The organism is Tsuneonella flava (genome assembly GCF_002870965.1).
Classification (GTDB): domain Bacteria; phylum Pseudomonadota; class Alphaproteobacteria; order Sphingomonadales; family Sphingomonadaceae; genus Tsuneonella; species Tsuneonella flava.
Genome location: NZ_PHSO01000006.1, coordinates 463,827 through 482,721 on the forward strand (window position 1 = coordinate 463,827; position 18,895 = coordinate 482,721).

An 18,895-nucleotide genomic window follows, 5' to 3' on the forward strand; every position below is an offset into this window, starting at 1 on the left:
GGAGAGAGCCGCCTCGCCATACGGATCGGGGAAGATTTCGATGTTTTGTTCGGCGTATCGCCGGATTGCGGCGACAGTCCTTACCGCTCGCCCGACAGAGCGCTGTGGTCGGTAAAGTGGAGCTGGAATGACAGGTGGTCATGCCGCAGTCTCCTGCGGGGTTCGCGCCGCCGTGCGCTCCATCAGATCGAACAGAAGATCGTCATAACTGGCGGCCAGATCGGGGTCGGTCGCCAGAAACCGCTGAATACGCTGACGCTGACGCGCGGTGTAACTCTGCCAGTCGCGATCATGTTCTGCCATCGCACGCCGGAGCAGGGCAGCGCCCAGTTCAAGATCGTGTCCCGGATAGTAGTAACCGAGATCGGCAACGATTTCGGCATTGTGAACCAGCGGATATCCCTGCCAGCACACCTCAAGGTAAAAGTAATTGAGCGCCAAACCCCACTGGTGGGAAATCACGATGTCGGTCGCCTCTGCCAGAAAGGCAGGGGTCTGGACGCGACCAATAAAGCTGGCCTTCTGCGCCCGGACGATATCCAGCTGCAGCATCAGACGAGTGAATTCGCGCCCTTCGCGGGCCAGCGTATCGGCGTTGGCAACATGAAGGTAGCCGACATCATCCGGGACCGCGCGATAGGCCTGTTCGGCAATCAGCACCGGATAAAGGCAGAATTTCAGTACATCGATATTCGGTTCGATCACCGACAGACGTCGCGGCCCGTCATGCGGACGATAAGTTCCCGCGTCAGGATAATCGCCCACTACCGATTCAAGCGCCATCGGATCCCACACGAACGGCACGCGCCGCGCAGGGCAGCGACGCAATGTCTGCAGAAAACCCCGGTTGAGATCGAAAATCTGCGGGATGATCCACAATTCGTCATAGTGCGGATTGACGTAGAGATCGCTCCATAGCGGCCGCCGGAAGATCATCGCTTCGATGTTCTGGACATATTCGGGACCGCAGCAATAGCTGACCAGACGGGTGCCCTGTTTGCGAAGGCGATCGGTCTGCGCCGGGCTGACCTGCCCGCCCAGTTCGATCACAACGTCGAGCCCCGCACTTCCCCGGTCGAACGGCATCGTCGGGAAGTCGGACAGCGACCAGGGCAGCGCATCGGTGATCGCGACATCGGTCGTATTGAGCAACACGACACGGTGTCCAAGCGGCGACGCACTGAGCAACTTGGCCAGGAACAAAGCGTTCTGCTTGATCCCGTTGGTCCACAGGCTCTCGTCAGGCTGACGCAGCCCGATCGTAATGCCGATCTCCAAGGCGTGCCGCCGCGTCATTTTCGCGGGGGCCATTCGAATGCCGCCTGACGGCGGATGATCGTGCAGTTTTCGGTATTCTGCACCAGCGTGAAGGTTTCCTCAGGCCGCTCCTTGCTCCGATAGACCAGAATCCCATCAAGCAGCGGCGCACCGACAGCATTGCCCAGCTGCCTCTCTGCCACAGTCTTGCAAGTGGCCGCAGAGGACGACACCCGCTCAACGAGAACGGAACAACCACCCTTGGCTGTCGGGATTGTGGTGATCGACAGCGCCGCGCGCCGCTCTCCCGCGCCCAGCCCGGTGAGCGAGAAGAATGGCGATCCGTCGGGTGAATCGTGATCCCAGTTGATGACGATGTCCTGCATCGTCGCCCCGGCCACGCCACGCTGCGCCACCGCGTTGATCGCAGGCAAACACCGACGCACACCAACCTGTTGCGCCGCCAGGGCGACCAGCGGCGGCGAACCGGCCGCAGCATTGGCGGGCGCCGCCGCCAGCACGGGACGCGCCAGATAGCCAGCCAGAACTCCACCAGCGACCAGCGACAGAACACCTGCCGCACGAAGGATGCGCGCGCCGCTCATGCCGACACCTCCATCCCGCAGGCTTCGGCCATTGCGCGGGTGTAGGACGCCACGTTAGCGTCGCTGCACGGATCGAGCCGCGCCAGCAATCGCCGCGCATCGGCGCGGTAACCTTCGAGATTGCGATCATGCGATGCCAGCGCCTGCAACAAGGCAAGCGCGCCATCTTCGGGATCGAATGTGCGATAGGCATATCCGCATCCATCCAGCAGATGCGAATTGTGGATCAGCGGGAAACCGCCATACAGCGCTTCGTAATACAGATAGTTCTGCGCGTTATGCCAGTGGTGGGACACCAGCGCGTCAGCTTGCCGCCCCAGCACGTCGAACACCGGGATGCGCGGTTCGAAACTGGCAATGCCGTGCTGCACCACATCCATCGACCGGGCATAGGCGGTGAACGCGCTGTGCTCCCGCAGCTCCATTGCATTATAGACCCACAGCGCCTCGACCGCGTTCGGATCGCGCCGATACGCCAGATCGCTGAGCAGGATCGGCAGGTGGCAGGTTTTGACCATACAGATGTTCGGCTCCATCACTGCGAGGCGCCAGCTGCTGCGACCTGGAACGTAAGCGAACGACCGCTCTGCCCCCGCGCCGGCGAGCGTGCGTTCGAGCAGCAGCGGGCTCCACAAATGCTGCATTGCCCGCACCGGCGCATGAAAACCGGCGCGGTAGTATGGCGCGCACGTTTCCTCGAAAGCTGGCAACGTCCAGATGCGGTCGTATGGCGCACGCGACATCAGCATCGCAGGCGGGCGATCGAACGCCATCCGTTCCATATCGAGCACGAAATCGTTGGCGACGTGCATCGTAATCGTGTGCCCACCCCGCTCGCCAAACTGACGCACCCATTCGATATCGAATTGCGCGCTCAGCTCGATTGCGAGATCGAGCGTATCCATCGCTTCGTCGAACGAGATGACTGGCGCAGGAGAGAGCGAGAGGAAATCACCCGCCGCCTTCGGATCCCCCGGACCACCGTTGATAATGAAGCACTTCTCGACCAGCGGCGAGCGCTCAAGCAGCATCAGAAGGAAATAGCAGTTCTGGAAAATGCCATTTTCCCACAGGCTCTGCTGCCCCTCCCGGAGGAAAAGGGTAACTCCCACTTTGAGCCGCCGGGGTCTGCCCGAACCACCGCCACCTTTCTTTGTCCCCTTTCCCGCCGGGGATGAGGAAGCACTCAACTTGGATTTTGAGGGCGCGTTTCGCTTCGGACGTGTGGCAACCTTGCTCATGCCGCACACCTCCGCGCGGGGCGACTGGCGACCTCCAGCAATCGGCGTGCGTAGACATCGCGGTTGGCGGAATTTGTCGGGCTCAACGAGGCAATTTTCTCATTTGCCCGCGCGCGATAGCTTGTGAGATTACGGTCATGCTCGCGACAGGCCAGTTCGAACTGAGCGCGCCCGGCATCGATATCCGACGCCGGGTAATAATATCCCACGTCGGCAAACAGCGGCGAGTTATGAATTAGCGGATATCCGCCCGCCAGTACATCGAGGTAGAGATAGTTTTGCGGACAATCGATCTGGTGGCTGACGACGATATCGATCCCGTCCCCCATGACCCGCGCAAAATAGTCGCGCCCCTCCAGCGTGACCTTCTCCGCCTTGTAGAGCGACGATCCGCCGACCATCATCACGAATGTGTGGTGTTCCGCGAATTGCGCCGTGTTCATGAAGCGCAGGCGGGCAAGCGCCGAGGGATCGGCCAGCTGCACCTCCTCACAGATCAGAAAGGGAACAATCCCCATTTTGATGGTTGAAATATTGGGCTCGAAAATAGCAGCCGACACCGAGCCTTTGGCCAGAGCCCCGGCCCGATACCCAAAGCTGAGCCCTTCCCGCTCAATCATTTCAACTGTCTGATCGAGGAAAACAGGCGACCAGAGGTACGGCACCTCTTCCACCGGGCAGCGATGCAGGCCGCGCATCATTGCAGAAAACGGCCGGTCCTTGGGCAAGAGCCAGACTTCGTCGCAGCGTTCAGCAAGGCCAAAATAGGTCGGGCGATTGAAAATGGTCGGCTCGACCAGAATGGCATATGGCTGCCCACACATATGGGCCACGACTTTGCCGCCGCGCGCACGAAAACGCCGGGTCCATTCTGCATCGAGCCCGGCCGAGAGCTCAATCGCGACATCGATCGCGCCATCGGCTTCCTCAATCGGAATCAGGGGAAATTGCTGACCAACGGGGCCGGTATGCGCAGGCAGCTGCCCCTGCCCGCCGCAATCGAGCAGCACCACCTGCTCCACAAAAGGAATCGAACAAAGCAGGCTGGCAAGATGAAATGCATTCTGCCCGATGCCATTGCTCCAGATATCACTCCCCTCCGCGGTGAGGACCGAGATCCCTACCCGCATCAGCCACCTCCGATTGCACCCGCAATCCGATGCCGCCCGCAAAGAGTTGGGAGGTCACACCCTAGCCAGTTTGGGATCGTTGACTGACCAGAACGCAACCCCCCCTTGCGACCAGCCGGGAGCGACTGGGCGCAAGAATTCGAAATATCACCGCCAACCAAACGCACGCTAACGCGTGAGACGGCGCGTGAGCGAACCATTGGGACAAGAGAGTGCGGAAAGAAGCCACCGCGCAGCAAAGCACCGCGCAATCGCGCCAGAGCCAAGCCAGACGCGCGTTTACCATTTCCAGCCACCCACACATGTAAGGCGCTGAAATTCAATACAGATTTGTCTGCATCAGATTTCTGGAGGCAAACAATTGCAGCCAAAATGGTTTTTCCCTGCACACTCTTGCTGATTTGAGCTGTTGTGACGGAATAACCAATTGTGTAACTTTTAGAGATATTTTAGCGAAATATAACCATAACTTATTCGATAATGAGGGGATTATTAATCTCATGAATGATATGCATTATGATTTCGGAATGTTTTCCGATGGAGGTCAGAGAAAGTATCTGACATCATCCGAATTGGACGCATTTCTTGGGGCGGCAGAGAAGCGACCCCTTCAGATCCAGGCCTTTTGCCTGATGCTGTATCATTCAGGGTGTCGCATATCCGAAGCGCTCGCCCTTACCGCCGAACAGATCGACTTCGATCAGAAAGTGGTTGTCGTTCAAAGTTTGAAGAAGCGGAAGAAGACGCATTTCAGGTCCATTCCCCTTCCGGATAACTATCTCGAAATATTAAAAATATTAGTTTCAGATGCTCGCGCACCTAACGAAAGGTTGTGGCCGTGGGCGCGTATGACGGCTTATCGTTACGTTCGCAGCGCAATGCTTGCCGCTGGAGTAGTCGGAGAGCAGGCATCCCCCAAAGGTCTGCGGCATGGGTTCGCAATTCGTGCCATACAGCAGAAGGTGCCGCTGCCTCTCGTCCAGCGCTGGCTCGGCCATGCGGATCTCAAAACCACCGCGATATATACTCATGCCGTAGGCCCGGAGGAGCGGGAGATCGCCGCCCGCATGTGGCCAGGCTCGCAAACCACCATTCAGCCAAGTGAGACGATGCGCCCAGATACCGACATTAGGCCATTGATTTCAAATGAAAATAGATACCCGAAAGGCACAGAATGGGTCGGTTGCAGTTGCCCTACGGGTGTTTTGCAACCTGTACCCCCGTGTCCGGTGATGCAGGAACGCACGTGTCGCGAACTACGCAAAGACCTTCAGCAAACATCTGAAAACAATAAGGAAGAAATTCGCCAGCTGGCGAAAGAGGTGAGTGCAGCAACTCAGGGCACATCGACCGTGTCAAAGATTTTCAATTGCCAAAGGTTACACAATTGGTTAAAGTGTATCGCCATTATATCGTTGAAATCATTGATTTTTAGCACTCAATACGCATAGTAAGTTTTTTGTAACAACCTGTGTAGCCTGAATCAGTCAAAGCGCGGGTAGCGTCGCCGTGGATCGGGCGGGGCTGATCATCGACTGCCTGCAGTTGAGCGCGCAGGCGCAGGCGCCTCAATGGTAACAACGTCCATTTACAGGATTTAAGGCCGCTCAGGCCGCATGCCTGCCGCGGCACAACTGTCCTACAGCGGATATTCACCCTATCCGATCGCGATGCGCCGCGATCTCGCCTCTCCCTTCTGCACGCAAACAAGCGAGCCCGGATCGGCATGCGAGCCGACGGGAAAAGAGCTTCAGGACTGTGTAACAAGCGGCCCACCGTTCAGCCTCGAACACGCGAGACTGAACGGATTGCCGAATGCGTCAGGCGTCGGACCGAACCTTGGCGGCAAAGCTCTTACGCAGCTTCATCAGTTTGGGCGGAATGACAGCCAGGCAATAGGGGTTGCGCTGTCCTTCACCATCCCAATACTCCTGATGGTAATCCTCCGCCGGATACCATGTCGTGGCTTCTTCGATTGTCGTCACGGCCTGCCGATCCGCATGATCGCTGTTCCAGCGCGATATTGCCGCCACAGCTTCCTCGCGCTGGGTGTCGTCGACCACGAAGATCGCACTGCGATACTGCGTACCCACATCGTTGCCCTGACGGTTGAGCTGGGTCGGATCGTGAGTGCCGAGGAATACGTCGTAGATTTCCGGCAAAGTGATAACCGCCGGATCGTATGTCACCCGGATCGCTTCGGCATGGCCGGTATCACCGCCGCAGACCTGCTTGTAAGTCGGATCGGCCACTGTACCGCCGATATAGCCGCTTTCGACCGCGCTCACCCCGATCACGTCGCGAAACACCGCTTCGGTACACCAGAAGCATCCACCGGCGACGATTGCCTGCTCGCTCATTCCAAATCTCCTTCGTTCAAGGAGATAGGGTGCACCTGTCCGCTTGTCATCGCCACACCATCGCGTAGGTTCGCCGTTCCAACGAAGGGGAGAACATCATGCGCCGCATATTAGCCGCCGCACTCGCCGCGACTGTCCTTGCCGCTATGCCTGCGCCCGCTATGGCCGATCCACGGATATCACCGGCGATGGAAGCTGCACTGTCACAGGCCAATCGCGCCGACGATCATGCCCGCGACGCCTTTCGCCACCCGGCGCAGACGCTGGCGTTCTTCGGCGTCGAACCGGGAATGACCGTGGTCGATTATATGCCCGCCGGTGGCTGGTACACCCGCGTGCTTGTCCCGTATCTCGGCAAAAACGGCCGGTATATCGGCCTGATGCCCGATCCGTCTGCGGCACAAGTGGAAGGGAACGCCCGCTATTTCGCGGCACTGCCCGCGAAGTTTGCCGAAGCCAGCCCGAAGTGGAACCTCTCCGGCGCACCAGTCTCGACTTATGTCTCTAGCGAACTGCCCGACACTCTGCAGGGTACAGTCGATCGAGTGCTGATCTTCCGCGAGATGCATAACCTGCTCCGTTCGGGCGCATTGCGAATAGAACTCGGCCGCATCCGCGATCTGCTGGCCGACAACGGGATGCTCGGCATTGTCCAGCACCGCGCCAAACCGTGGGCCAGTGGCGATTATACCAACGGCGGCAAAGGCTACTTGCGGCAAAACGATGTCATCGGCCTGGTCGAAGCGCACGGGTTTACCCTTGTCGGTACAAGCGAGATCAACGCCAACCCGAAAGACACGGCAGACTGGCCCGGCGGGGTATGGGAACTGCCGCCGGGGCTTTCGTCCAAAAACGAAGCGCGCAAGGCCGTGGGCGAGAGCGACCGTATGACTCTGTTGTTCCGCAAGCGGTAATCGCCGTGGACTTCGCCCGGCCGCCCCAGTAATCCGCGCGCATGAGCCAGATAACCGTCGCCGCCCTGCAACTCGACCTGTCGTCGCACGACGAGCAGGCCAATATCGCTGCCGTGTCCGCTTTGGTGGAACAGGCCGCGGCACAAGGCGCGCAGATCGTACTGCCGCCGGAACTGTTTTCGGGCCCCTATTTCTGCAAAGTGGAAGAAGAGGAACTGTTCGCTCTCGCCCGACCGACCCGCGAACACCCATCGGTGATCGCGATGCAGGCGCTGGCGCAAAAGCTGGGCGTAGCGATCCCCACCAGTTTCTTCGAACGCGACGGGCACCATTACTACAACACGCTGGCGATGATCGGCACCGATGGCGAGATACTCGGCACTTATCGCAAGAGCCACATCCCCGACGGGCCGGGATACGAGGAAAAGTACTATTTCCGCCCCGGCAACGACGGATTCAAAGTGTGGGACGTGTGCGGCACCCGTATCGGCGTGGGCATCTGTTGGGACCAGTGGTATCCCGAATCTGCCCGCGTGATGGCATTGATGGGGGCCGAACTGCTGTTTTATCCGACGGCCATCGGTTCCGAACCCTACGATGCAGACCTCGACACCAGCCGGATGTGGCGGCGGGCCATGCTCGGCCATGCGGTCAGCAATTGCATGCCGGTGATCGCGGCCAACCGGATCGGCAGCGAAGACGGGCAGGCATTTTACGGCCACAGCTTCATCACAGACGAATGGGGCGACTATCTGGCCGAATTCGGCGCGCAGGACAGCGGCGTGATCGTTGCCCGGATCGATCTGGCGCAAGCGGCGAAGCATCGCGCAGGTATGGGATTCTTCCGCGACCGGCGGCCGCAGCTTTATGGCCGAATCGCACAAGACATCTGATTCGCGATGAGCCAGATCGGGCACCGCTATATCGTCGCACTCGGTTCCAACGTGCGGCACATCAGGCATGGCCCTCCGCGTAAAGTTCTCTCCGCAGCGATCGCAGCGATGCAGGACAATGGGCTGAAACTACAGGCCATTGCCCCGACAATCGAAAGCGCCCCGCTCGGCCCTTCGCGGAGGCGGTACGCCAACACCGCCGCACTGATTGCGACCGATCTGGGGCCAGAGGCGCTCCTCGCCGTACTTCAGGCGATAGAGACGGCCTTCGGGCGCAAGCGCACCGGCCAGCCATGGTCCGCCCGCGTGCTGGATCTGGATATCCTGTTATGGAGTGGCGGAATCTGGTTCGGCCCGCACCTGACTATCCCGCATCCGCTGTTCCGCCAGCGCACCTTCGCCCTCGCCCCGGCTGCCGCGATTGCCCCCGCCTGGCGCGACCCAATATCAGGCTTTACACTGCGCCAGTTACTTCACCGCTTGACCCATCCGGTGACGCTGCTAGTGCCCCCCGCGTGGTCGGGCCCTTAGCTCAGTCGGTAGAGCAACTGACTTTTAATCAGTAGGTCGCTGGTTCGAACCCAGCAGGGCTCACCACCTTTGCAGCTGTACTTTAGCGCCACTTAGGGGCGGTGGTGAGCGTCAGTGACAGGATTGCTTATGCTGCCCTTGTCGCTTTGATCCCAAAATTGTGAGGCCTCGCCAGCATTTGCTGAAATACATGGGCGCTCACGGGCTTGCTGAGCAAGTAGCCCTGCAGATGTGTACAGCCGCCTTCGATCAAAAGGCGCATTTGTTCCTCTGTCTCGATGCCTTCGGCCACCACACCCATTCCAAGCGCGCTGCCGAGCCCGACCACGGCCTGAACAATTGCCTTTGCCGTGCGTGACGTCGCGATCTCGTCGACGAATGATTTGTCGATCTTGACCTTGTCGAATGGGAAACGCTGAAAATAGCTAAGCGAGGAGTATCCCACACCGAAGTCATCGATCAGCACCTGAATACCGAGCGCGCGGAGCTCTTCCAGTTGCTGGAAAGTTCGGTCAACGTCCTGAATGACGAGGCCTTCGGTTACTTCGAGCTGCAGACGGTTGGCGCGAATACCCGAAGAGTCTATCGCGCGCCGGACCGTTTCGATAAGTCTGCCCGAATGAAATTGAAGCGGGGAAAGGTTGACTGCAACCCGCACGTGGTCTGGCCAGCTTTGCGCGGCGCAGCACGCGCGGCGCAACAGCTGTTCCCCCAAACGATCAATCAGACCGCATTCTTCCGCAACGGAAATAAAGATATCCGGGCGGATCGGTCCACGATCGGGATGGGTCCAGCGCGCCAGCGCCTCGGCGCTGGTGATCTGTCCGGTTCTAGCGGAAAATATCGGCTGATAGGCCAGATCGAGTTCGTCCCGCTCAACAGCTTCGCGCAGTTCGGTTTCGAGTTTGCGGCGATCTTGCGCGTCAGCGTCCATCTCCGGGTTGAAAAAACAAGCCTTGCCTTTGCCCATTCGCTTTGCGCGATAAAGCGCAAGATCCACGTTTTCGCGCAGCTGCTCGGTCGTAGAACCATCCTGAGGCATCAGGACAATACCAATAGAAGCGCCAACATGCGCCACTACACGGTCTGTCGGAAATGGATCGGCAAGGCTGTTTAGGATTGAAGACGCAAGTTCATCTGCACGCTCGCGCAATTGCGCGCCCGTAAGGAATACAATGAACTCATCTCCGCCAATGCGCGCCACCCACCCTTCCTGAGGAACTGCCTCGCTGAGCCGGTCGGCCACCTGAGACAGAACTACGTCGCCAACAGGATGACCAAACTGGTCATTGATCGCCTTGAACCGATCGAGATCGATGCTGAGCATCGCAAAGGGTTCGCCTTTTCGGACAAGCCCATATAACCCATCGGTAAAGCTTGTGCGGTTGAGCAATCCGGTCAGGGAATCGTAGTGAGCCAGACGCAGCACCTCAGCCTCTGCAAGCCGGGTGGCGGTCACATCTTCTGAAATGCCAAGCAGGTATTGGCCCGGCCGATCGGGGCCATCAATCACTTTGCGTATAGTGCGAAAATGGACTGACTGACCATCATCACGAATGAATTCGCTTTCGAAAACCTTTGCAGAACCCGATGCGATCGTCTCACTGTCGCGACGCTCGTAATCCGCACCATTTCGAGGGAAAAGCTCTCGGTCCGTATGACCGATGATTTCGCTCGCAGGTCGACCTATTGCATCCTCGCCAGCCTGGTTCACCATCAGATACTGGCGAGTCTGTGTATCCTTAACGAACAGCATAGCGGGCAGGTTAGTAACCACCGTATCCAGAAAGGACTGAGTGTGTTCGCGCTCCCGCTCGACTGCCTTGCGCGCGGTGATGTCGCGAATGATCGCTGCAAAGCCGCCAACGGGTGACCCCGAGCCCCATCTGGCAAGCGATATCTCGATGGGGAACTCGCTACTGTCCGCCCGCAGGCCAGCCATCTCGACAAAGCCACCCAAATCTCCGCGGCCGCCACCCGCGGTCGCCCTCTCAAACATCTCGCGATAATCTTTCGCCAGTCGGGCGGGGATGATCATATCGACATGACGACCAAGGGCCTCTTCGCGAGAACGGCCAAAAATCCGTTCGGCAGCAGGATTCCAATAAACAACTGTTCCCTTGCGATCGGCCGCGACCACCGCATCGGAAGTGGCGTCAACCACACGGGCCGCTATTTCGCCCATGTTACGCAAGCGCCTGCACTCGATCAGGTCGGTGGCAAGTCTGGCCAGGTCCATAAGCATTGCTCGCTGTGCTTCAGTGAGGCCTTCGCGGGCGACCGGGTCGAACACACACAGCGCGCCAAGGCAGTGGCCTGAGGTGGCGATAAGCGGTGCCCCGGCATAAAATCGTATCCCTCCCTCTTGCGATACGAGGGGATTCGAACTGAAACGTTCGTCCAGCGTGGCGTCGGGCACAACGAGTAGATCTCGCGAAGCAACTGCGGAATTACAAAAAGCGACATCACGGGGAGTTTCCGTGAATGGAATTCCATGCCGTGCCTTGAACCACTGCCTATCCTTGTCGATCAGGCTGATCGCGGAGCTGGCAACACCGAGCGCTGTTGCGGCAAGGCGGGTAAGCTCATCAAAATCGCGTTCGGCTGGAGTGTCCAGAATTTCCAGATCGAGAAGTGCCGAAAGCCTGCCAGCTTCGCTGAATGGGATAGATGGGGCGTTCGAAAGGTCCATCGATATTACATAGCAAAATTGGCTTACAAAGTCGTAAACCGCCACCTTCCAACAACCGCTAGAGAGGCGTTATATTCCCAGCAATATCATTGGGATGCTGCCGGCCGGCACTGCGAGCAGGCGCTGCATCGCGCCCAAACCCCAGTGACGAGTGAGGGCATCTTCGTTTCGTTCGATGTCCTGATTGGCGCGCGATCGGGCAGTTGATTTGCGACCTCAGGCCGATTTCTGACCAAGTCGTATTGGCCTTACTATGTCGATGGTCGTCAGCCCGATCGAAATAGGCTAAAAGGAGAATCATGAAAGGCCAGCACGAACACTCTGTAGCAGAGGTGTTGCATTCAACCACGAGTGCCGGGCAGTCGTTTGTCGCGGCCAGTTGGTGTCGGTCCGGCTTGAAACATGGCCTTGATGTTAGCGCAGACCGAACGCCTGAACTCGTATCGGGCTGCGACCTTACTCAGCGGCGGCAGCGGCATGAACTGATGCTGGAGGTTGCCCGTCCGCTGCTCGACCAGTTGTTCCAGACCGTGGCGGCCACCGGTTGTGCAGTGATGCTTTCAGACAATGACGGCGTCATTCTCGAAGCACGCAGCAGAGCCGGCGATCGCGAGATGTTCGACAAGATCGGGCTGACCGCGGGCGGCGTCTGGAGCGAAAGCCGCGAAGGCACCAATGGGATCGGAACCTGCCTCGTAGAAGGACGCCCGGTTACGATTCACCGCGACGAGCACTTCGCCAGTCGCAACATCGGCATCAGTTGCATGGATGCTCCCGTCAGAGACGCGGCGGGTCGGCTGATTGGAGCGCTCGACATCTCCAATTGCCGCGACGATCACACTGCAGCGATGGGCGCGCTGGTACAGAAAATCGTTCAGGATGCTGCGCGCAGGATCGAAAGCGGCATCTTTCGGGAGCATTTCAAGGGGCACCGCATCATCGACGCGAACCTCCCCGGCGGCGACGCGGCTTTGCTCGCTGTCGATAGGGATGATCTGGTCATCGGTGCCACTCATGCCGCGCGCTATCGCTTCAAACTCACCGATGCCTGCCTGGCCGGGTGCCGCAGCGCTGCTGAAATCCTCGGCAACGAAAGTGAAGGCACACCATCGTTTCACGATTCCGAGCGAGCTGTATTGCGACGCGCTCTGGCTCAGGCCGATGGCAATGCAACGCAAGCGGCCAAAGCGCTCGGTATCGGTCGGGCCACGCTCTACCGCCGGATGGAGAAGGTTGGCCTGAAGCGAGCGTGACACCACCCTCGACCTGTCTCGATATCGAGACAGTGTAGCCCATCTTATTGCCCCAGCCTCTTTTCAGCGACCCGTTTTCGCGAGACCATCGTGCTCGCGACCGGGAGCGTCCGGCGATCGTGAGAGGATGAACTGATGGATATGCAAACCAACCCGGCGGCTGCCATGACCGCGCCCTTTGCAGAGAAGTATGACAACTTCATCGGCGGCAAATGGGTCGCGCCCAAGGACGGGCGCTATTTCGACAATATCTCGTCGATCACCGGCAAGTCGGTCGGCAAGATTGCGCGCAGTCAGGCGGCGGATATCGAAGCCGCGCTCGACGCAGCGCATGCGGCAAAGGACGCATGGGGCCGCACCAGCGCAGCCGAGCGCGCACTGATCCTCAACCGGATTGCGGACCGGATGGAGGAGAGCCTCGAAAAGATCGCCATTGCCGAGACATGGGACAACGGCAAACCGCTGCGCGAGACGATGGCTGCCGACATTCCGCTGGCGATCGACCACTTCCGCTATTTCGCGGGCTGTATTCGCGCGCAGGAAGGCGGCATTTCGGAGATCGACCACGATACGGTCGCCTACCATTTCCACGAACCGCTGGGCGTGGTCGGCCAGATCATCCCGTGGAACTTCCCGATCCTGATGGCGGTGTGGAAACTTGCACCGGCGCTGGCGGCGGGCAATTGTGTGGTGCTGAAGCCTGCCGAACAGACCCCGGCCTCGATTATGGTGCTGATGGAGCTGATCGGCGATCTGTTGCCCGCTGGCGTCGTCAACGTGGTCAATGGCTTTGGTGTGGAAGCGGGCAAGCCGCTCGCCAGTAGCAGCCGGATCGCCAAGATCGCCTTCACCGGTGAGACGAGCACTGGCCGCCTCATCATGCAATATGCCACCGAAAACCTGATCCCGGTCACGCTGGAGCTGGGCGGCAAAAGTCCGAACATCTTCTTCGAAGACGTGTGCCGCGAGGATGACGACTATCTCGATAAGGCGATCGAGGGCTTCGTGATGTTCGCCCTCAATCAGGGCGAGGTTTGCACCTGCCCCAGCCGCGCGCTGGTGCACGAGAGCATCTACGACCGCTTCATGGAGCGCGCGATCAAGCGCGTCGAGGCGATCAAGGCTGGCAATCCGCTCGACCTCGAAACCATGATCGGCGCGCAGGCCTCCTCCGAACAGCAGCAAAAGATCCTCTCCTATATCGACATCGGCAAGCAGGAAGGCGCCGAACTGCTGACCGGCGGCGAGGCCGCGCGGTTCGAAGGCGAGATTGCCGGAGGCTATTACGTCAAGCCGACCGTATTCCGGGGCAACAACCGGATGCGTATCTTTCAGGAGGAGATTTTCGGCCCCGTCCTCTCGGTGACTACTTTCAGGGATCAGGACGAAGCGCTGCAGATCGCCAACGACACGCTTTATGGCCTGGGCGCGGGCGTGTGGAGCCGCGATGCCAACACCTGCTATCGCTTTGGCCGTGCCATCAAGGCCGGGCGTGTGTGGACCAATTGCTACCATGCCTATCCCGCCCATGCGGCGTTCGGCGGTTACAAGCAGTCGGGCATCGGGCGTGAAAACCACCGCATGATGCTCGATCACTATCAGCAGACCAAGAACATGCTGGTCAGCTACAGCCCCAAGAAGCTCGGCTTTTTCTGAGGCGACGGACTGGTGCGGCGCATTTCCGCCGCACCGCCTCTCCCAACCCCATTCAGGAGACATTCCATGAGCAAGACCATGAAAGCCGCGGTCGTCCGCGCATTTGGCGAGCCGCTGCGGATCGAGGTAGTGCCGGTGCCCGAAGTGCAGCCGGGCATGATCCAGGTGGCGATTCAGGCGTCGGGCGTATGCCATACCGATCTGCATGCCGCCGAAGGCGACTGGCCGGTCAAGCCGGAGCCGCCGTTCATTCCGGGTCATGAAGGCGTGGGCTTCGTCTCCGCCGTCGGCAAGGGCGTCACCCATGTGAAGGAAGGCGACCGGGTTGGCGTGCCGTGGCTCTACACCGCTTGCGGCCACTGCACCCACTGCCTCGGCGGATGGGAGACATTGTGCGAAAGCCAGCTCAACACCGGCTATTCGGTCAATGGCGGGTTTGCCGATTATGTATTGGCCGACCCCAACTATGTCGGCCACCTGCCCGACAATATCGGCTTCAACGAAATCGCACCGGTGCTATGCGCGGGCGTCACGGTCTACAAGGGCCTGAAGATGACCGATACCAAGCCGGGCGATGCAGTGGTTATCTCCGGTATTGGCGGTCTGGGGCACATGGCGGTGCAATATGCAGTTGCCATGGGGATGAACGTGGTCGCGGTGGACGTGGACGACGCCAAGCTTGAACTCGCGCGCAAGCTCGGCGCGGTGGAGACGGTCAACGCCCGCACCGAAGCTGACCCCGCAGCCGCGGTGAAGCGGCTGACTGGCGGCGGCGCACGCGGCGCACTGGTGACGGCGGTGAGCGAGAAAGCATTCGAACAGGCAGTCGGCATGATCGCGCGCGGCGGCACCGTGGCACTCAATGGCCTGCCGCCGGGCGATTTCCCGCTCAACATCTTCGGCATGGTGCTGAACGGCATCACCGTGCGCGGCTCCATTGTCGGTACGCGCCTCGACCTTCAGGAGTCGCTCGATTTCGCTGCTGACGGCAAGGTCAAGGCGACGATTTCCACCGCTAAGCTGGACGATATCAATTCGGTGTTCGACAAAATGCGTAAGGGACAGATCGAAGGACGCATCGTGCTCGACATGGCGCAATAGCAACAACCCCGTGCGGAGATGGTGGCAGTCTTGCCGGTAGCCCTGCCGGTATAACTGCCGCCTGCACGGAAGATGCCAGGCAACCTTCTAGGTCAGAGCAAGGGCAGTCCCTGACGGCAATTTACCACTCATTTACCATATCGGCATAGGAATATGTCCGCCATTCAAGGGGGATATTTCATGTCGGCCACTCAGCAGGCGATCAGAGCTTCCACGTTATCTGTTGTCGTTCCGATATATAACGAAGAAACCGGCATTGACGCCCTGATCGAGCGACTGGTTCCCGCCTGTGAAGAGCAGTTCGACAGCCGGTTCGAAATCCTGCTGATAAATGACGGGTCAACCGACAGTAGCTGGCAGAAAATATGCGATCACGCCGATCGGGATTCGCGGATTGCCGGCATCGACCTTTCGCGAAATCATGGCCAGCAACTTGCGCTGTCTGCCGGGCTGTCGCACGCGCAGGGCGATTATGTTTTCATTCTTGATGCCGATTTGCAGGATCCGCCCGAATTACTCGGCCCGATGCTGGAAAAGCTGAGAGCCGGAAACGATGTGGTATATGGCCAACGCAAATCGCGTAACGGCGAAACCGCGATCAAGCTGTTTACGTCAGCGATGTTCTATCGTTTGCTGGACAAACTGATCGATACCGATATTCCCCGTGACACGGGCGATTTTCGCCTGATGACAAGGCGTGTTGCCGATCACCTGCAGGCGATGCCGGAACGCTTCCGCTTTGTCCGCGGGATGATTAGCTGGGTTGGCTTCAGCCAGGTTCCACTTCACTACGAACGCGACGCGCGATTTGCAGGTGACACTCATTATTCGATGAGACGACTGCTGGCTCTGGCAATCGATGCGGTTACCAGCTTCTCCATCGTCCCTCTCCGCTTCGCCTCCCATCTCGGAATGCTTTTCGGTATTGCCGGACTGCTGTCCCTTTCCTGGGTCGGATGGGGCTGGTTCACGGGTGGCGCAGTCAGGGGTTGGGCAAGCCTTGCGGGACTGATCCTGATAATGGGCAGTGTGCAGCTGCTCGTGCTCGGCGTATTCGGGGAATACCTTGGACGTATGTATATGGAAACCAAGCGCCGTCCACTGTTTATGATTGCGGAGGTCCATCGCCAGCCCGCTGTGACGGCTCTCTCTGCAAACCCCGTCCATCGCATGAATCAGGAAATCACGGAAAGTCTGCGAGCTGCCGGATAAAGCAAGCAGACGGGTGACCGGCCCTTCCCGCCTCGACGTGAACCGACATATGGCCATCCATCAATTGCCCAACTGGTGACACGAGCAATGGCAGCGCTTTTTACACGATATAGTCTGGTGGGTATTATCAATACCCTCGTCGGATACTCGGTGATTCTCGCCTGCCTGTATCTCGGAGCGGGGGATGTGAGCGCCAATGCAGCGGGCTTCGCCTTTGGCCTGATGGTCAGCTTCACGCTGAACCGCCGCTATGTGTTCGGCACCCAGGGGCGACTGGCAGGCGGAGAAGTCATCCGCTTTCTGGTAGCCTTTGCCATTTCCTATACCGTGAATCTGGCCGTACTATGGGCAGCGCGATCCGCATTGGGGGCAGGCAATCCGCTGGCGCAGATACCGGCCACCGTCAGCTATTCGCTGATGATGTTCGTCCTGTCCCATCGTTTCGTGTTTGCCGGTCGGTCATGATTTTCTCTGCGTCCGAATTATTGACCGCGAAACGCGGTCGGTGGAGCTACATCGCATTTGCCGTGCTGGTGGCCATTTCGCTTGTGCCATTGTTGGCTGTCGGGCTGCCGCCGCTCAGCGATCTGTACGGCCATCTGGGCCGCTATGTGATTCAGACGGACCTTGCCAATCGCCCGGAACTCGCCCGCTATTACGCATTTGAGTGGAAGGTCATCGGCAACCTTGGCGTCGATCTGCTGGTGGAGGTATTGCACTCCCGCCTCGGTCTCGAAGGGGCGGTAAAGGCGAGTGTGATCGCCACACAGCTACTGGCCGCGACGGGAATCCTCGCCATTTCGCGACAGGTGCATGGCCGCATTACCCCTTTCGCGATTCTCGCGCTGCCGCTGATCTATGGGTTTCCGTTCAATTTCGGTTTCCTCAACTTCTCACTGGCGATGGCGCTGGCACTGGTGACGTTCGCGGCCTGGCTTCGTTTGCGTCAGAGTGCGGGCCGATGGTGGCCGCATCTGTTGCTTGCTGTTGCGGGCCCGGCCATCTGGCTGTGCCATACATATGGCTGGGCTTTCCTCGGTCTGATGTGCGGTTCTGCCGCATTGGCCGATGCGATAGAGCGCAAGGATCGTCTGCCAACGCTCGTCCTGCGTGTTCTGGGCGAATGCTGGCCTCTCCTATTCCCGCTTATCCCTATGCTGGCATGGCGGGCTGACACTGTCGGGAGCAAGACTGGCGAATGGTCCCTTTTGCTCAAAGCATTCTGGCTCGCTTCACCGCTTCGCACAGGATCGATCATTCTCGATGGCCTGTCACTCCAGATTATGTTCATTTTCGGTTATTGGGCGTTGCGAAGCAAATGGGCGCGGTTTGATCGACGCATGGCGTTTGCGGCTATCTTCTGTGCTTTGGCATTCCTCATTCTCCCGTCCCGCGTGTTCGGCTCCTATTTCGCCGATATGCGGCTGGTGCCATATATGTACGCGCTGGTACTGCTATCGATTTCAACCGAGCGTTTTCCAGTAGCTACAACACGTTGGATGACCGTAATTACGCTGGCCTTTTTTGTAGCGCGCAGCGCCATCACCACGGTCACCTATGTCGAGCGCGAAAAGGAAATGGAACAAACGCTGGCTACGCTCAATTCGATACCGGTCGGAGCACGCCTGGCTACATTTGCAGTCCAGTCATGCGATGGCGGTTGGGCTCCACCTTTGCTCTGGCATGTCGGCAGTATGGCATTGGTGCGTCGCAATGCGATCGTGAACGATCAGTGGGAGTTTTCCGGGATGAATCCGCTGAAGATCAACAATCCCGCTGCTGGCTATTTTGCGCGCGATCCTTCGCAGATGGCGCAGCCCGACCATTGCAGGAAACCATATTACCCTCAACTGACAGAGGTCTTGCGCCATGTTCCGCGTGATGCTTTCTCTTATGTGTGGGTCGTAGGTGAACTGCCTGTACAGATGCCTGAATTCGCGGACCTGCGCCGGGTGCCGCATCGGGGCGCCGGCATGCTTTACAAGGTTACGCCGCCCTCTCTGTCCAATTCGACGACGGCCGCGCGATAAGCACAGCCGCCCACCTCAGC

16 protein-coding genes and 1 tRNA gene are annotated in these 18,895 nt (G+C 59.0%); 11 read left to right on the plus strand and 6 right to left on the minus strand.

The genetic code is table 11. The features are described 5' to 3' along the window. Positions 1–138: 138 nt before the first annotated feature. From CV013_RS11965 to CV013_RS11980, 4 genes are all read right to left on the minus strand, one after another. Entirely contained in the window at positions 139–1,311 is a 1,173-nt protein-coding gene (locus tag CV013_RS11965) for a DUF2827 domain-containing protein (RefSeq protein WP_223805197.1), read from the minus strand. After that, entirely contained in the window at positions 1,293–1,862 is a 570-nt protein-coding gene (locus CV013_RS11970) for a hypothetical protein (protein ID WP_102155890.1), read from the minus strand. The genes CV013_RS11965 and CV013_RS11970 overlap by 19 nt, the downstream gene beginning before the upstream one ends. Continuing rightward, a complete protein-coding gene (locus CV013_RS11975; protein WP_223805196.1) occupies positions 1,859–2,974 on the minus strand; it encodes a DUF2827 domain-containing protein in 1,116 nt (371 codons plus the stop codon). The genes CV013_RS11970 and CV013_RS11975 overlap by 4 nt, the downstream gene beginning before the upstream one ends. 125 nt (positions 2,975–3,099) lie before the next feature. Continuing rightward, entirely contained in the window at positions 3,100–4,233 is a 1,134-nt protein-coding gene (locus CV013_RS11980; RefSeq protein ID WP_102155892.1) for a DUF2827 family protein, read from the minus strand. Positions 4,234–4,733: 500 nt separating this feature from the next. Between CV013_RS11980 and CV013_RS11985 the strand changes: the two genes are divergently transcribed. After that, positions 4,734–5,684, plus strand: coding sequence for a tyrosine-type recombinase/integrase (locus tag CV013_RS11985; protein ID WP_223805195.1), 951 nt, complete (start codon positions 4,734–4,736; stop codon positions 5,682–5,684). A gap of 369 nt (positions 5,685–6,053) precedes the next feature. Here CV013_RS11985 and msrA read toward each other — a convergent pair whose 3' ends face one another. Then, on the minus strand, positions 6,054–6,593 hold the full coding sequence (gene msrA / locus CV013_RS11990) for a peptide-methionine (S)-S-oxide reductase MsrA (protein ID WP_102155893.1): 540 nt from the start codon (positions 6,591–6,593) through the stop codon (positions 6,054–6,056). Positions 6,594–6,691: 98 nt separating this feature from the next. Here msrA and CV013_RS11995 point away from each other — a divergent pair, with 98 nt between their 5' ends. The 4 genes from CV013_RS11995 to CV013_RS12010 all read left to right on the plus strand — a co-directional run bounded on the left by CV013_RS11995 (position 6,692) and on the right by CV013_RS12010 (position 8,997). Next, complete coding sequence (locus CV013_RS11995; protein WP_102155894.1) at positions 6,692–7,507, plus strand: class I SAM-dependent methyltransferase; 816 nt, start codon at positions 6,692–6,694, stop codon at positions 7,505–7,507. Positions 7,508–7,548: 41 nt separating this feature from the next. Further along, positions 7,549–8,400, plus strand: a complete 852-nt coding sequence (aguB, locus tag CV013_RS12000) for an N-carbamoylputrescine amidase (RefSeq protein ID WP_102155895.1) — start codon at positions 7,549–7,551, stop codon at positions 8,398–8,400. A gap of 6 nt (positions 8,401–8,406) precedes the next feature. Continuing rightward, on the plus strand, positions 8,407–8,931 hold the full coding sequence (gene folK / locus CV013_RS12005; protein ID WP_102155896.1) for a 2-amino-4-hydroxy-6-hydroxymethyldihydropteridine diphosphokinase: 525 nt from the start codon (positions 8,407–8,409) through the stop codon (positions 8,929–8,931). Beyond that, a tRNA-Lys gene (locus CV013_RS12010) sits at positions 8,922–8,997 on the plus strand. The genes folK and CV013_RS12010 overlap by 10 nt, the downstream gene beginning before the upstream one ends. A 61-nt stretch (positions 8,998–9,058) precedes the next feature. Here the strand turns inward: CV013_RS12010 and CV013_RS12015 are convergent. Beyond that, a complete protein-coding gene (locus CV013_RS12015; RefSeq protein ID WP_102155897.1) occupies positions 9,059–11,623 on the minus strand; it encodes a sensor domain-containing phosphodiesterase in 2,565 nt (854 codons plus the stop codon). A 299-nt stretch (positions 11,624–11,922) separates the two neighbouring features. On the opposite strand from CV013_RS12015, the gene CV013_RS12020 reads away from it, so the two are divergent. The 6 genes from CV013_RS12020 (at position 11,923) to CV013_RS12045 (ending at position 18,875) form a co-directional block, all read left to right on the plus strand. Next, positions 11,923–12,876, plus strand: coding sequence for a GAF domain-containing protein (locus CV013_RS12020; RefSeq protein WP_102155898.1), 954 nt, complete (start codon positions 11,923–11,925; stop codon positions 12,874–12,876). A 135-nt stretch (positions 12,877–13,011) separates the two neighbouring features. Beyond that, positions 13,012–14,532: an aldehyde dehydrogenase gene (gene adh / locus CV013_RS12025; RefSeq protein ID WP_102155899.1), complete on the plus strand. Its 1,521-nt coding sequence runs from the start codon at positions 13,012–13,014 to the stop codon at positions 14,530–14,532. Between the two features lie 66 nt (positions 14,533–14,598). Beyond that, complete coding sequence (gene adhP, locus CV013_RS12030) at positions 14,599–15,633, plus strand: alcohol dehydrogenase AdhP (protein WP_102155900.1); 1,035 nt, start codon at positions 14,599–14,601, stop codon at positions 15,631–15,633. Between the two features lie 180 nt (positions 15,634–15,813). Beyond that, positions 15,814–16,845: a glycosyltransferase family 2 protein gene (locus tag CV013_RS12035; RefSeq protein WP_102155980.1), complete on the plus strand. Its 1,032-nt coding sequence runs from the start codon at positions 15,814–15,816 to the stop codon at positions 16,843–16,845. A gap of 87 nt (positions 16,846–16,932) precedes the next feature. Further along, entirely contained in the window at positions 16,933–17,310 is a 378-nt protein-coding gene (locus tag CV013_RS12040) for a GtrA family protein (RefSeq protein ID WP_102155901.1), read from the plus strand. Between the two features lie 20 nt (positions 17,311–17,330). Further along, positions 17,331–18,875 (plus strand): hypothetical protein, encoded by a 1,545-nt coding sequence (locus tag CV013_RS12045; protein ID WP_123639904.1) that lies wholly within the window; start codon positions 17,331–17,333, stop codon positions 18,873–18,875. Positions 18,876–18,895: the final 20 nt, after the last annotated feature.